Annotated in this window: 9 protein-coding genes and 3 pseudogenes; 1 reads left to right on the top strand and 11 read right to left on the bottom strand. The window is 59.0% G+C overall.

The window, feature by feature from the left end:
• Positions 1 to 133: 133 nt before the first annotated feature.
• The 3 genes and pseudogenes from hldE to CES87_RS12545 all read right to left on the bottom strand — a co-directional run bounded on the left by hldE (position 134) and on the right by CES87_RS12545 (position 4,745).
• Positions 134 to 1,555 carry a bifunctional D-glycero-beta-D-manno-heptose-7-phosphate kinase/D-glycero-beta-D-manno-heptose 1-phosphate adenylyltransferase HldE gene (hldE, locus tag CES87_RS12555; protein WP_128606357.1) on the bottom strand — a complete coding sequence of 474 codons (1,422 nt, stop codon included), beginning with the start codon at positions 1,553 to 1,555 and terminating at the stop codon, positions 134 to 136.
• Positions 1,556 to 1,752: 197 nt separating this feature from the next.
• Complete coding sequence (gene msbA, locus CES87_RS12550) at positions 1,753 to 3,558, bottom strand: lipid A export permease/ATP-binding protein MsbA (RefSeq protein WP_128606356.1); 1,806 nt, start codon at positions 3,556 to 3,558, stop codon at positions 1,753 to 1,755.
• Positions 3,559 to 3,573: 15 nt separating this feature from the next.
• Positions 3,574 to 4,745 (bottom strand): annotated as a pseudogene (locus tag CES87_RS12545) (O-antigen ligase family protein).
• A gap of 108 nt (positions 4,746 to 4,853) precedes the next feature.
• Between CES87_RS12545 and CES87_RS12540 the strand changes: the two are divergent.
• Positions 4,854 to 5,464 (top strand): annotated as a pseudogene (locus CES87_RS12540) (toluene tolerance protein).
• Here the strand turns inward: CES87_RS12540 and CES87_RS12535 are convergent.
• From CES87_RS12535 to CES87_RS12500, 8 genes and pseudogenes are all read right to left on the bottom strand, one after another.
• On the bottom strand, positions 5,453 to 6,547 hold the full coding sequence (locus tag CES87_RS12535) for a glycosyltransferase (protein WP_128606355.1): 1,095 nt from the start codon (positions 6,545 to 6,547) through the stop codon (positions 5,453 to 5,455). The pseudogene CES87_RS12540 and the gene CES87_RS12535 sit on opposite strands and share 12 nt — an antisense overlap.
• 71 nt (positions 6,548 to 6,618) lie before the next feature.
• Positions 6,619 to 7,575, bottom strand: a complete 957-nt coding sequence (locus tag CES87_RS12530; protein ID WP_128606354.1) for a glycosyltransferase — start codon at positions 7,573 to 7,575, stop codon at positions 6,619 to 6,621.
• A gap of 85 nt (positions 7,576 to 7,660) precedes the next feature.
• Positions 7,661 to 9,060: pseudogene (locus tag CES87_RS12525) on the bottom strand (PIG-L family deacetylase).
• An 8-nt stretch (positions 9,061 to 9,068) separates the two neighbouring features.
• Positions 9,069 to 9,965, bottom strand: a complete 897-nt coding sequence (locus CES87_RS12520) for an antimicrobial resistance protein Mig-14 (protein WP_128606353.1) — start codon at positions 9,963 to 9,965, stop codon at positions 9,069 to 9,071.
• Positions 9,965 to 11,095, bottom strand: a complete 1,131-nt coding sequence (locus CES87_RS12515) for a glycosyltransferase (protein WP_128606352.1) — start codon at positions 11,093 to 11,095, stop codon at positions 9,965 to 9,967. Before CES87_RS12515 ends, CES87_RS12520 begins: the two co-directional genes overlap by 1 nt.
• The gene (locus CES87_RS12510; RefSeq protein ID WP_128606351.1) at positions 11,079 to 12,836 is read right to left on the bottom strand and encodes a carbamoyltransferase; all 1,758 of its coding nucleotides are present in this window, start codon (positions 12,834 to 12,836) and stop codon (positions 11,079 to 11,081) included. Before CES87_RS12510 ends, CES87_RS12515 begins: the two co-directional genes overlap by 17 nt.
• A gap of 162 nt (positions 12,837 to 12,998) precedes the next feature.
• The gene (locus CES87_RS12505; protein WP_128606350.1) at positions 12,999 to 13,322 is read right to left on the bottom strand and encodes a YceK/YidQ family lipoprotein; all 324 of its coding nucleotides are present in this window, start codon (positions 13,320 to 13,322) and stop codon (positions 12,999 to 13,001) included.
• Positions 13,323 to 13,562: 240 nt separating this feature from the next.
• Positions 13,563 to 15,014 carry a lipopolysaccharide kinase InaA family protein gene (locus tag CES87_RS12500; protein ID WP_128606349.1) on the bottom strand — a complete coding sequence of 484 codons (1,452 nt, stop codon included), beginning with the start codon at positions 15,012 to 15,014 and terminating at the stop codon, positions 13,563 to 13,565.
• Between the last annotated feature and the right edge of the window lies 1 nt (position 15,015).

Raw genomic sequence — 15,015 nt, 5'->3', positions numbered from 1 at the left:
ATGATCGTTCCCACGCTCTGCGTGGGAATGCAGCCCGGGACGCTCCGCGTCCCTTCAAGAGCCGAACGCAGAGCGTCCGCTGAGGCGTTCCCACGCGGAGCATGGGAACGATCATCGCAGGCTACGCCAGCTCCTACGACTTGCGGATTTTCTCGACGATCGCGGTAGTGGAACTGTTTTCCACCAACCCCAGCACTTTCACCGTCCCGCCGTAAGCGGTCACGATGTCCGCGCCAACCACTTGGTCGATACCATAGTCCCCACCTTTGACCAGCACGTCCGGCTTGACCTCGCGCAGCAGGTTTTCCGGGGTGCCTTCCGGGAAGCTGATCACCCAGTCCACTGCACCCAGACCTGCCAGCACGGCCATGCGCCGGTCGACACTGTTGATCGGCCGACCCGGCCCTTTCAAGCGGCTGACCGAGGCATCGTCATTGACTGCAACGATCAGGCGATCGCCCTGCGCCCGCGCCTGCTCAAGGTACGTCACGTGGCCAGCATGCAGGATGTCGAAGCAGCCGTTAGTGAAGACGATCTTCTCTTTGTGCGCACGGGCATCGTCGACTGCCAGCAGCAGTTGTTCGAGGCCCAGCACGCCGCGCTCCGAACCCTCTTCACGCTGAATGGCGCGACGCAGTTCCGGCGCGCTGATGGCCGCCGTACCGAGCTTACCAACCACAATGCCGGCCGCCAGGTTGGCCAGGCCCACCGCGTGAGGCAATTCCTCGCCTGCGGCAATCGCCGCCGCCAGGGTGGAAATCACAGTATCGCCGGCACCGGTCACGTCGAACACTTCACGGGCCCGGGCCGGCAGGTGCAACGCCGGATGATCCGGGCGCAACAGGGTCATGCCGTGTTCGCCGCGGGTCACCAGCAAGGCGCCGAGGTCCAGATCGTGCATCAACTGTGCACCCTTGCTCACCAATTCGTGCTCATCGGCACAACCGCCGACGATGGTTTCGAATTCGCTGAGGTTCGGCGTGATCAGGCTCGCGCCGCGGTAGATCGAAAAATCCTTGCCCTTGGGATCGGCCAGCACCGGAATGCCACGGGCGCGGGCGGCCTGAATGAGCACCTGATGATTTTTCAGCGCGCCTTTGCCGTAGTCCGACAGCACCAGAACCTTGATGCCTTCGAGCAATTCATCGACTTGCACGGACAACGCCATGGCGTCAGTGGCGAACGGTTCTTCAAAGTCGATACGCAGCAGTTGCTGGTGACGGCTCATGACCCGCAGCTTGACGATGGTCGGCTGGTGCGCAACGCGCTGGAACAACGCCCGCACGCCAGCACCTTTGAGGCTGTTGGCCAGGCTGTCGGCGGCTTCATCGTCGCCGGTCACGCCGACCAGCGAGGCCGGGGCGCCGAGGGCGGCAATGTTCAACGCAACGTTGGCGGCACCGCCGGGGCGGTCCTCGATGTGATCGACTTTGACTACCGGTACTGGCGCCTCAGGGGAAATCCGTGAGGTACCACCATGCCAGTAACGGTCGAGCATGACATCGCCGACCACCAAGACAGGGGCTTGATCGAATCGCGGCATGGACAACTTCATGGAGCAACCCACATACAAAATGAACAGGGGCGCGATATTAACACAGGGTAGGCACCGGCTTGTGTGACGGCTGCAACAGGATGATCCGGCGTTTTTTTGCTCATTTCTTGAGCAGAAAACCGCGTGAATACAAATTCCGGTCGCATTGCGCGCCGGGAGAGCAACAGGGTGAGCCAGGCCCACCCTGCTGCCGGGGGTCAGGCGATGTCTTGGGCCGGAGCATCCAGGCCCATCGCATGCAGACGCGAGTAGTAGCCATGTTGGGCCAGCAACTGTGCGTGGGTGCCTCGCTCGACGATCTGGCCCTGGTCCATCACCAGAATCAGGTCGGCCTTTTCAATGGTCGACAAACGGTGAGCGATGACCAATGTGGTCCTACCTTTCATGACCTGATCCAGCGCAGCCTGAATGTGACGCTCGGACTCGGTATCGAGTGCCGATGTCGCCTCGTCGAGGATCAGCAGCGGTGCATTCTTCAATAGAGCCCGGGCAATCGCCAGGCGCTGTCGTTGCCCGCCGGAAAGCAATACGCCATTTTCCCCGACCTGGGTATCCAGGCCTTCGGGCATTTGCGAGATGAAGTCCATCGCGTAGGCATCGGTGGCGGCTTTTTCGATGTCGGCGCGGGGTGCGCCAGCCAGGTCACCGTAGGCGATGTTGTTGGCAATGGTGTCGTTGAACAGGGTCACATGTTGGGTGACTTGCGCCACGTGCCGACGCAGATTGCGCAGGCGATAGTCTTCGATCTCGACGTCATCGAGCAGAATTTCGCCAATGTCGTGGTGATAAAAACGCGGGATCAGGCTGGCCAGGGTCGACTTGCCGCTACCGGAACGACCGACCAGGGCGATCATTTGTCCCGGCGCCGCCGAGAAGCTGATGTTTTTCAGCACTTCACGTTCGGTTCCCGGGTACGTGAAGCTGAGGTTGCGCACATCGAGATGGCCTTTGACACGATCACGCTCGACGGTGCCGCTATCGACTTCAGGTTCGACGTCCAGTTGTTCGAAAATGCTTTCGGCACCGGCAACGCCTTTCTGGATGGTCGAACTGACTTCCGACAGCTGCCGGATCGGCTTTGGCAGCAAACCAGCGGCGGTAATGTAGGCCACCAGGTCACCGGCAGTGGCTTCACCGCGCAGGAACAGCACCAGGAACATCAATACCGCCATGGCGGTATAGATCACCAACTGCAGCATCGGCGTGTAGACCGCGCCCGTCTTGGTCATGCGCAACTGTTTGTCGGTGTTGCCCTGGCTGGCCGCGGCAAAACGCTGCTCTTCATAGCTCTCGCCACCGAAGCTGCGCACCACGCGGTAGCCCTGAATCGTCTCGGAAGCCACGTGGGTCACGTCGCCCATGGCCACCTGGATTTTCTTGCTCTGCTTGCGGAATTTCTTACTGGTGTTGCCCACCATCAATGCAATCATCGGCAGGATCGCCAGCATCACCAGCGTCAGCTTCCAGTTCATCCACACCAGATAGGCAAACAGGAAAACCACGGTCAAACCTTCGCGGATCACTACCTTGATGGCATCTGTGGCGGCACCGGTCACCATGGTCACGTTGAACGTGATACGCGAGATCAAATGCCCGGAATTGTGGGTATCGAAATAGCGGTTGGGCAGTACCAGCAGCTTGTTGAACAACTCGACACGCAGGTCATGCACCAGCCCCAACGAAACCTTCGCCAGATAATAGTTGCCAAGAAACGAGCCCAGGCCTTGCCATGCAGCGATCAGGATGATCAGCATCGGCACAGCCATCAGCAGCTGCAAGTCTTTCAGATAGGGGACATTCGGGAAGAGCACCGCTTCAGGGTTGCTCAGGCCATCGACGAAATATTTGAGAATTCCGGCCAGCATCGGCTGCGTGGAAGCAAAAATCACGAAGCCCACGATACTCAGCACGAAGAGGCCGACATAGGGTTTTACATACCCCAACAGCCGAAAATAGATTTTCAGGCTGGAATCCTCTTCCGCTATAGGCGGTGCATCACTCATCGTAGAGCTCACTGGTTAGGAAGAACGCGAAATTTTATCACAAGCGTCGGGATTGGCCCGTGCCCATACCAAAACACTGGCCAGCCCCACCGGCAGCCAACTGATAAACCACTCAGCCCTAGGTGTACCATTGAGGCTGGCGGCGTCGAATTGCATCGCCAGGGTTGAGAACAACCAAATGCCAATGATTCCCCTGCCATAAAGTGTTTCCCGAGCTTTCCAGGCCTCGCGCAACACAGCGAGCCATACCGCACACCACAATAGTAACCCTGGAAGACCCAATTCAATGGCCACGTGGGTGAACAGGTTATGGGCGTGGTCAAAATACAGATCTGAGGCAAAAATTCTGTAGTCACTGCCCAGTCCCAGGCCGCGCCATGGGTGCTCCGCGATCATTTGCAGACTGGCCATCAGGATCTGCGGGCGATAGGACACACCCCGCGCCAGGACCAACGACTCGAAAAACCAGAATGCCAGGATCGCCATGACCAATACGGCCGCCGCGACCATGCGACTGCGTCGGTCGCGGCACCAGATCGGCATGGCAAGTAGCGTAAGAAACAATGCCAAAGCAGCGCCACGACTCTGGCTGAGCAGCACGAATACACCCAGCAAAACCAGCGCAACTGCCCAGACCACCTGCATCAAGCCAGCGCGCGGCGGCCAAAGTACAAGCCACACCGCTGCCACCCCGATGACATAGCCGCCCAGAATGGGATGAGCCAATTGGCCAAGACCTTCAACGCGCGCACTCCATACGTTGCCATCAATCCCATAAAACTTGACGATGGCTACCAACGCAGTGACCGCCATTGCGATCCCTCCCACTGCATGATGCGGATCACGCGCTCGGGCCGGCCATTGGCGAGAATCGGAAAGAACAGCAGAAACACCGCGATGTAGAGCAAACGCTTGGCTTCGCGACTTATGTCGTCGGTGTTCGACCATGAAAGGCTGATGAGTGACCAGACTATGAGCCCAAGCATCAGCAGATAGATCCAGCGTTGCTCGCAGAGTAATTCCTTGAGCCGAACCCGCGCTGACCAGGCAAACAACAGGGCCGGCAACCAGAGCAATGCGACCAGCCCTTGCTGATAGACCTTGTTGGTAGGCGCAACGGCGATGGCCAACAGAAACCACAACAAACCCATCGTCATCCATGCTTGCGCCCAGCTTTTTTCGTGCATCAAATTGCTCCTGAGAGAGTTCACCCACCCAACTGGCATGGTTAAAGCTGAAACTTTTCGGCATCATTGCCCGCTACAGCGCCCGCTCTTCCAACAAGGCTTTCCACGATGCAATGTTCTCGGCTTCCGCAATCCGCTCTAACTCAAATGATTGACGGGGCCAGAGTATTGGAGGCTGACAGCTTCGGGCCGAAAGTCTACCTGTTGCCGGATGGGAATATCCTTAAACTGTTCCGTCGCAAGCGTATTTTTCCTCAGCACTGTTTCGCCCGTACTCGAAACGCTTCATAGACAATGCCGTCGAATTGCAAAAGCGCGGAGTACCGACCTTGCAGGTCCTGCAGTACTACCGACTGCAAACCCCAGGCATGACGGCCGTGCTTTACCAGCCGCTGCCAGGAGAGACCTTGCGCCAGATCGCCAGCAAGGAAGGTTTCACCTGGCTGCAGGCCCTGCCAGACCTGGCAGGGCTGATCCGCAGTCTTCATCAATCGGGGATTTACTTTCGGTCTCTGCACCTGGGCAACATCGTGGTCACCCCCGACAACCGAATGGGCCTGATTGATGTGGCAGACATGCGCTTTCTGCGGGCGCCGTTGCCCCGACATTTAGTCAAGCGCAATCTGCAACACTTCTCTCGTTATATTGAGCGCGAGAACCTGAACGAGAGCTTTCCGATGCAGGCACTCGAACAGGCAGTGCTGCCGTTACAAGAGTAATGAGCGGGCGCCCTGACTGAAATTCAGCCAGGCTTGATCGGGAGCAAGTGCCTGATACTGTTCTATAGCGATCGTTTCGGGGGAGACGTCAAACGCTCGAACGATGGCGTCGCGCCAACCTCTCACATCCTCTATCGGCGCATACCAGCCGGAGTCTGCCAACTGTTCACGAAACACGTCCAGTTCACTGGACAGGACGGGAACACCTGCCATTACCGCCTCCTGCATGATCAGCCCCAGGCCTTCGCTCAACGAAGGCATAGCAACCCAGTCGAATGCACGGTAGAGCTGAGCCGCATCATCCAGATGGCCCGGCAACAGGACCTTGTCGCGCAACTGCAACTCATCGATGCGGGCCTCGAGCGTAGCGCGGGCCGGCCCTTCACCAATAATCACCAGTCGCAGATCAGGCCGCTCATGCAGTGCCTCGGCAAAAGCGTCGAGAAGACAGCCGAAACCTTTTCCCGCGACCAGACGTCCCACCGCACCCAGTACCGGAGTCTTGTCCAGTGGCAGGCTCAACCGGGCACGCGCTTGCTCTCGCGGAAGTAGCGCGGTACGGAAAACAGCTGGATCAAAGGCGCTACGCAGCGTCATGACCGGAACTTGCAGGTCCTGGCTCAGCGAAGCCGCGAGGGTATTCGATACCGCAACCAATGTAAGTCGGGAGGCCGGGAAACGTTCAAAGAGCGCTCGATCAGCGGGCTGAAGTCGCGTCGAACCATGAAAAATGACTACTGCACGGATGTGCGGCAATGATTCGAGGATCGGCAATAACGTACGCGCGACGCCCAGGCCATCGAGCAGCAGCACGTGTGCATCGCTGTATTTGAGAGCGCTCTGAAACCTGGCTTGCATCCAGGGCTTGGTCAGCCTCCAGAAATGTCGCCCTTTCAACCGGGCAGAGGACAACCCCCACTCACGTACCTCACCGACGCTCACCCCGCATTCGGACGCGCGCCCCTGAAGCAACCAGGTTTCAACCGGTTCCGAGGGCGAGGCCTGGGACAATATCTGTTGGTGCACCTTATGAGTTGAGGCGAACGGACCGCCGCTGGCCCACATAATGTTAATAATACTCATAGAGCTATGAATTACACCGAAATCTCAATAAGTAGAGGTCGCCAGCGATATCAATCGCTGGCAAGACCTTGTCAAATGCCCAGTTTCACGCGGACTTTTTCGAGCAGACTCAGTGGCGCAGGTGCACGCAAAGCAGGCTCAAGCACCTCGACAATCCGCTGACCGATGCGTGCAAAACTGAACTGGGTGACCGCCAGCTCGCGACCATTGCGAGCAATACGCTTCGCCAGCTCCGGGTCGCCACGCAGTATGGCCAGTTTCTCCTGAAGCTGCGCAATGCTCTGATAGAACACAACGTTGTGCATATCCTGCAAACCCAGGGCCTGACTTTCTTCTGCACCCTGGTCATAAGCCAGCAATACGCAACCACAGGCCATGGCCTCGAAGTTCTTGATCATGAACTCGCCCATGCCGACATCGGCACTGACGAAAAAGCGAATTCGGTTGAGTGTCTCGCGGTACTCCTCACCGGATTTGGTGCGAGTCACCACCAGGGGTTCGACGCGCCCCAATTCGTCGAGCAAAGCCTTGCGACCGCTGTAGGCCACGCTGTTGGTGCTGCCGACAAACGCCAGTTCGATATCGCGTTCGCGCCCCTGATCCTCCAGCTGTGTCTGGTCGTAGCCCTTGGGAACGAACACCGCGTCGAAACCCTCTTCGCGAAGACGCTCGGCGACAACGAAACCGGAACTGATCACTCGCGCCCACGGCAAGCGACGGTAGTGCGCACTGAACTTGCCGGTGTACTTGCAAGGGATGTAGTTCTGGTAAGCATCGTGTTCGAGAATTACCAGGTTGGGAATCGTGCGGATGAAACCGACCTGACGGATTTCCTGCTTGAAGCGCAGGAAAAACACGATCCGGTCATACCGTGACACATCGACTTCACGCCGGAAATAACTGCGCAGATTGCGCTGCTCATTGCTGCTCAGCCACCGCAGATCGCACTCGCAATGAGCCGCCACTCCATCGTATAAACGGTCCAAAATGGCCCGCTGTTCTTTCTGCACCAGAAATAAAACTTTCATCGTCTTCCTTGCCGCAACAGGCAAACCGAGCAACACCTGAAGCCACCCCTGCTCACAAACAGGCGCACTTCAGGCCCGTACCACCTTACAAACGCCAGAACAGTTCATGGCGACGTACAGCCTTGCGAAAGAATTCATTCTCGCCGTAAGGCGAACCGGCACGCCCTGCCAACAGTCGCTGTAATCCACGGCGCAATCGGCGCTTGAACGGCGCTCGAGGCTGCAGATCGTGCATCATTGCCAACGCCATGGCCTTGTCACGCTGCTGCGCCGCAGAAAGCACCAGGCAAAAAGGATGGAGTGGAGTTGCCGAATCGAATACCGGTGCAAGTGCGATACCGGCGCCAGTATCACCCATTGGCCAGCGATCATTGTCATGCAGGTGATTGGCGTAACCCAGCAGTGTCGGTTGCCACTCCAGCCCCGTCAGCGCTTCGAGAACTGCTTGTTGAGCACAAACATGATCAGGGTGAGGATCAAGGCTCGGGTGCGGCAGCACGATCACTTCAGGTTGCGCCCGCAGCAGTAACTCGCGCAGATCGGCCAGCAAATTGTTCCAGGTCGGCGCGCCATCGACATCGCCCGGCAGGGCAAACGGGTTCATCTGACGGAACAATCGAGTGTCGCTCAAGTCCGCTTCCCGCGAACCCACAGACTGAGCGGGTGAGGCCTGCATTGCCGCCAGTTGAAGGCAAAAATAGCCCAGTTGCACACAATGCGCTTCCGGCACCCCGGCCCAACGCGGCACAGCGATACTGTCCCAGGCTCGCAAGCGGCCTTTGAGCCGCGCAGCCTCGACTTTGCCCAGCCCCATCTGCTGATAGTGTTCGGCTTCGATCTCACCGGCGGTGAGTGTGACGATCCAGGTTTCGTCTGCCTGGCTGTACAAACCGTAGGCCGCAAGCTCCGCATCATCGGCATGAGGCGCTATAACCATTACCCGCTGCCGACGGTAATCAGGATGTTCGAGCGCCCACAGCACAGGCTCACCGAACAATCGGCAGAAACGCCCGCGCAACCGCAGTTCACCGCGCGACAACACCTGTGCCTGTCCACTGAGGTTGAGGTAACGCAGCCCGTTCACACCACGCTCGAAGGTTGACGGTCCGGGCTCTCACCACCGGACAACTCGACCACAGGATCGAGAAAGCGCCCCAGCCATGTGCTTTTGATCCGCAGGGCCAACACCAGCGTCGCGTCGTCGACCAACATGACCCCATCGTCCAGCCGCAGGCGATCGCCGCTCAGATGAACCTTGGGTTGCGACGTGTAGGGCGGGAAGCTGTATTGGTAATCATCTTTGGGCGAGTAGAACAGATGGTCGGCAAACCAGGCTTCGTGGGCAATCCAGACCAGAACCGCCAGCACCAGCGGCAACCACCAGGCTACCCATACGCCGCAAATAACCAACAGCCCCAGCACGATCAAAAGACCGATGCGTTTGCTGCGTCGATGACGCTTGAGCAGTTGCTGTTTGCGGCTCATGGACTGACTCATACGGTGTAGACCGGCACAGGGTTGCACCAGCGATCCTTGTATTCCCGGTCGGCGCGACCGAAGGAAAAGCGCAGGGGTTTGTCCAGCGCCCGGGCATGTTCCCAGGCGCTTTGGGTGTTGAGAAAACTCAGTACGCTGCCGGGGCTGAATTCGCGCGTTTCAGGGTCAACACCGCCATTGATGTACTCGACGCTGATCCACTGCGGCGTCTCGACACGGTAGACCAGTTGAATCGCAATCGGCGCATCGTTGAGGAAAATCACCGAACCGATCAGCAACTCGCGCAACAGCTCGATGACCTCGGCCATGCGCTCGGCACCCGTGGCCGGGAAACCCCAGCGGCGCTGGAACAGGTCACAGTAGATTGTGGCCAGTTCGCTGCTGGAAAACTCGGAGACCGGTCGCACCACACCACCCGCTTCTTCCAGCAACCTGAGTTCGCGGCGCTGGTTGTAGCGAAATTTCTTCGACAACTCTTCAGGCGTACGAGCCATGGCCAGTTGCTCGGCCTGCAACTTGATGCCGGTGAAACGGCTTTCATTGAGCGCAGATAAATAACGACTACGATGACGCAAGGGGGCCTGAGCATCGTCAGCGGCCGGCAAAATGATCTCGGCGTTGCCGAGATCGAACAAGCCCTTTTTGCCGCTGCGCTTGAGCACGTCCTTGGACAAGGCGAGATCGCGGCCCCAGGTCGGGATCGCCGCTTTGACTTCGCCGTTTTGCTCCCAGGCCAGGTAGCGCACTGGAATATCGGCCAACTGCGCCAGCCGCTCGACCACCATCGGATGAGTCGCGACGCTGCCGCCATATCGCTGCCAGGCCTCGGCGTATGTCGAGGCATCGGCTACCGACCAGCCACGTTCGCGCCAGCCTTGAAATCGGTTAAGCATCAGCCCCTCGGTGCCAGTTCGATAACGTGTGGCAGATGCCAGAAAGTATCGCGTACCGCGCGGTCGGAGAAACGTTCACTCAAGCGATCGAGCATCAGCTCGGCACATTGGTGACGCTGCTGCGCGTCCATCGCGGCCAAATGTTGCAGCCCTTGAGCCAAGTGTTCGGCATCGCCCAGAGGGAACAGGATGCCCACGCCTTCGACCACTTCCTTCGCCCCGCCACACGCGGTGGCGAGCAACGGCACGCCGGCGGCCATGGCTTCGAGCAGCACCATGCCGAACGGTTCGTGATCGGAACTCAGGGCAAACACGTCGAAGGCACGGAAATAACACCGCGCCTCGGGCACCTGGCCGAGGAACAGCACACGGTCGCCCATCCCCAACTCGCGGGCCTGGGCCTTGAGATCCTGCTCCAGACGACCGCTGCCGAGAATCACCAACTGACTATTGGCCGGCAAACCCGGCAACGCCGCAGCAAATCCGTCCAGCAACGTGGCCTGATCCTTGTCCGGATGCAGGCGCCCGACGTTGCCGACAATCCAGGCATCTGCGGCCAGGCCCAGGGCTTCCCGCGCCTCCTGCGCCGACAACTGGCTGTCCTGCAAGGCTTGCACATCGATACGGTTATAAAGTGTTCGAATCCGTGCCGCCGGCCACTTTGGCAAGCAACTACGCATGTCATCGCGCACCGCATCGGAAACGCCGAGCAGGCTTAGGCGCTTGCGGAAAATATTCGCGAAGAGTTTACGGCTGCCGCGCTTGTAATCATCAAACGCGTGATGCACGCCAATCACCGGCAACGAGGTGCCGAGCAAGGCGATGTAGATCGGCTTGAAGCGATGGGCAATGCAGAAACTGAAATTGCGCGTAGCGGCGATCTTGCGCAGATCGCCGATGGCGCCGAGCTTCAGGCCACGAATGGCCTTGGAGCTGTACTCCATGAACAGCACTTCATCGGAGGCGCAACCCGCGGCGACTTCGGCGTCGGCAACCCCGGTCAGAAACACCGTGGTCACTCGATAGCCGGTCCCCGCGAACAGGCTGGCGTACTGCCGCGCACAGTCCAGAAACGGCCCGTCATAGCCGTGACAGAACTGCAGCACATGGCGTTCAGCCGAGCGTGTCATAGGCGTTCGCGCCCTCTTTGACCACCAGGATGTCTTCCATGATCAGATACTGTAGATCCGAACCGAAGAACATGTTCAAGGCGTCCGTCGGCGAGCAGATCATCGGTTCGCCACGACGGTTGAGCGAGGTGTTCAGCGACACGCCATTGCCGGTCAATACTTCCAGCGCCTTCATCATGTCGTAGTAGCGCGGATTGTATTCGCGCTTGAGCACTTGGGCGCGGGAAGTGCCGTCTTCGTGGACGACTTCCGGCACACGGGTTTTCCACTCTTCAGCCACTTCGAAGGTGAAGGTCATGAACGGGGCCGGGTGATCGATCTTGATCATTTGCGGTGCAACGGTGTCGAGCATCGACGGGCAGAAAGGCCTCCAGCGCTCGCGGAACTTGATCTGGTGGTTGATGCGGTCGGCCACGCCAGTCGCGCTCGGGCAACCGATGATGGAACGACCGCCCAAGGCACGAGGACCGAACTCCATGCGACCCTGGAACCAGGCCACCGGGTTGCCATCCACCATGATCCTGGCGATGTTTTCCGGCATGTTCGCCAGCTTGCGCCATACCGGTTTGCTTGGGTGACGGGCGCATGCCGCGAGCACGTCTTCGTTGCTGTACGACGGACCGAGGTAGACATGCTCCATCTTCTCGACCGGCACGCCACGGGCATGAGACACGTAAGCCGCCGCGCCAACCGCGGTGCCGGCATCGCCTGAGGCAGGCTGCACGAACAGCTCTTTGACGTCATCGCGGGCGATGATTTTCTGGTTCAGCTTGACGTTCAACGCGCAGCCGCCGGCGAAGGCCAGCTTGCCGGTTTGCTTGAGCACGTCGCCCAGGTAGTGGTCGATCATCTGCAACGCCAGTTTCTCGAACAGCGCTTGCATGCTCGCAGCGTAGTGGATGTAAGGCTCGTCTGCGATGTCGCCTTCGCGCTTCGGACCCAGCCACTCGATCAGCTTCGGCGAGAAGTAGAAACCCTTGCCCTTCTCTTTATAGCGGCGCAGGCCGATGACATTGGCGTAGTCGGTGTTGATCACCAGTTCGCCGTTTTCGAACGAGGCCAGGCGCGAGAAATCGTATTTGCTGGCGTCGCCGTACGGCGCCATGCCCATGACCTTGAACTCACCGTCGAGCATTTCGAAACCGAGGAACTCGGTGATCGCGCCATACAGGCCGCCCAGGGAGTCAGGGTCGAAGAACTCCTTGATCTTGTGGATCTTGCCGTTTTCGCCGTAACCGAAGAAGGTTGTGGCGTACTCACCCTTGCCATCGATCCCGAGGATCGCGGTTTTCTCTTTGAAACCGGAACAGTGGTAGGCGCTGGAGGCGTGGGCCAGGTGATGCTCGACCGGTTCGATCTTGATCTTCTTCGGATCGAAGCCCAATTGCTCGAGGCACCAGACAATCTTGTTGCGATAGCGCTTGTAGCGACGGTTGCCCATCAGGATCGCGTCGAGGGCGCGGTCCGGGGCGTACCAGTAACGCTTGGCGTAGTGCCAGCGCGCCTTGCCGAACAGGCTGATCGGAGCGAATGGAATCGCTACCACGTCAACGTCGGAAGGCTTGATACCGGCCTGCTCCAGGCAGAACTTCGCCGATTCATAGGGCATGCGGTTCTTTGCATGTTTATCGCGTACGAAGCGCTCTTCCTCAGCCGCCGCGACCAGCTTGCCGTCGATGTACAAGGCTGCGGAAGGATCATGGCTAAGGGCGCCGGACAGGCCAAGAATCGTCAATGCCACAGGGGTCTAGCCTCTTTAGTCTGCATGCAGGCGCAGTGGCGCCTCAAAAAATGAAGTGCCTTCGCAAGGAGCGCGAGGCAGCTAAAGGGCGGGATTATAGCTTAAAAGCAGTTGCAAGCCTCTAGCTGCGAGCGGCAAGTGTGGTGGTGACCTTGCCATTGTTTATCCGCGTGCAGGCCGCCAATAAATACGGATGTTGCCATCCTTGCCCTGCCGGTAAATCGTATACGGCAAAACGACGGTATCCAGAGCGCCGGACAAGGCCAGGTCCAGCAAAACGAACGGTACGAGAATTCCCGTAGGATCGGGCGGCGCATTCAATACGCAAAAATCGTAGGCCAGGCCGCTGTAGACCCGAGGGATGGACTGGCAATAGGTTTTTTGCCTGCGAAGGCCCTGGGCCGCGGCGGCGTCATCCTGCAACACCGTTGCGACGGTCCCGCAACCGGTCAACGCCAGTGAGATTGCACCTGATGCGATTGCCATTTTTAATGTCAAAGTCTGCCCTCCGAGAACGTCAGGCAAACTAGCATCGTGGTCTTTCAGGCCACAGTTCATGGCTTCCTAAGATCGTGTAGGAAGGTTCACAAGAGCTTGTCCCTCATTTTGGGTGGGCTGTTCCGGCCCCTTCGCGAGCAAGCCCGCTCCCACACTTGATCTGCTGCGAACACAAATTGTGTACGGCACAGAAACAAATGTGGGAGCGGGCTTGCTCGCGAAGGTGACTCAGGCGGCGCTAGAGATATCTTTGGGCAAACGCTGATCAATGACTTGATGAAGGGCGCTGCCTTCGGGCCAGTTGCGCATGAACCGCGCCCGATCCCGCGCATACGCCGGGGCAAAGCTTCCGGGCGAACTGTGCTGACACATCGAATCCAGATCGATCAGCGCCCAGCGATCATCCTGCCAGAACAGGTTGTGCCCCTTGAAGTCGCCATGACTGATGCGCTCACGAATCAGTTCGGCAAACAGCTGATCCAGTGCCGCCAATTCCGTCTCGGGCGCATCGCCGCTTTCAACATAGGGCGCAAAGCGTTCGATGATGTCCGGGCCCGGCAGATGTTCGGTGATCAGGTAGGCCCGACTGCGCAACCAGAGAAAACGCTTTTCCAGCAACGCCAGGGGTTTGGGCGTGGCGATGCCGAGGAATGCCAGGCGATTGCCTTCGCGCCAGGAGTGCCAGGCGCGGCTCGGGCGCCAGAAGCGTTTGAGCCAGTGGGCGAAACCCTTGATGTTGTAGCGCTTGATCACCAGTGTGCGACCGCCCACCTCGACCTTGCCGACGCTCGCCGCGCCGCCGGTCTTGTACAAGTGACCCTGATCGAGCAAGGCGTCTGCCTGCGCCAATACTGGCAACATCGCCGCTTCTTCCTCGCGACGAATCGCCCGTAGACCGAATGCACCGCCCTGGACACTGAAAAGCGTGCATTCGCGCCCGACCTTGATCAGAAAGTCCTTGAGCCTCCAGCTTCGCACCTTGTCGATCTGCTTCTGCAACGCTTCCATGGGCAAGGCATGCTCGCCATTGCTCAGCAGGTAATACACCAGCAACTCTTCAGTAAACGGCTCCAGTGTCTTGGGCAACTGGGCAAAAAACACCCCGAGGTTTTCCAGGACTTTGTGCCGCGACAGTGGCTGGCCAGGCGTTTCCGTGCAGATTCCGGCGCCATCGATCAAATACAGGCGACTGCCCTGGCGCAGCAGGTTGTCCAGATGCAGGTCTTCCTGCCACAGGCCCTTGCGATGCATTTGACCGATCGCACCCAAGGCTTCCGCCAGAACCGCCGATTGTTCGTCGGCCAGCACCGGCAAGTGTTCGACCTGCATCCAGGCATCGCCAAGACTTGCGGCACCTTCCAGAAACTCGAACAGCAGCCAGCCGCCCTCGCCGTCCTTCAGGCCGTCGGCCAACAACAGTGGCGTGGTCAGACCTTGCGCCGCAAGCAAGCGCACGCCATCCAGCTCCCGCTTGAAATGCCGCGCCGCTTTGCTGCCCACCAGCAATTTGGCTAGCACCGGGCGACCACGCCAGACGCCAGCACCGACATAACGCTGCCCCGGCAACACCCGCAACAGGCTCAGCAGTTGCAAATCGGCCGGCCCGGCGGCATCGGCCAGCGAAAGGCTCAGTGGCAGTGCCGGGCTACGGCCAGCATTTTTAAGTTCAGACAAACGCATC

This window comes from Pseudomonas sp. ERMR1:02, from assembly GCF_002277815.1.
In the GTDB taxonomy this organism is placed as follows: domain Bacteria; phylum Pseudomonadota; class Gammaproteobacteria; order Pseudomonadales; family Pseudomonadaceae; genus Aquipseudomonas.
The sequence above is the reverse complement of the archived record's forward strand: the minus strand, read 5'-3'. Positions and strand labels throughout refer to the sequence as shown.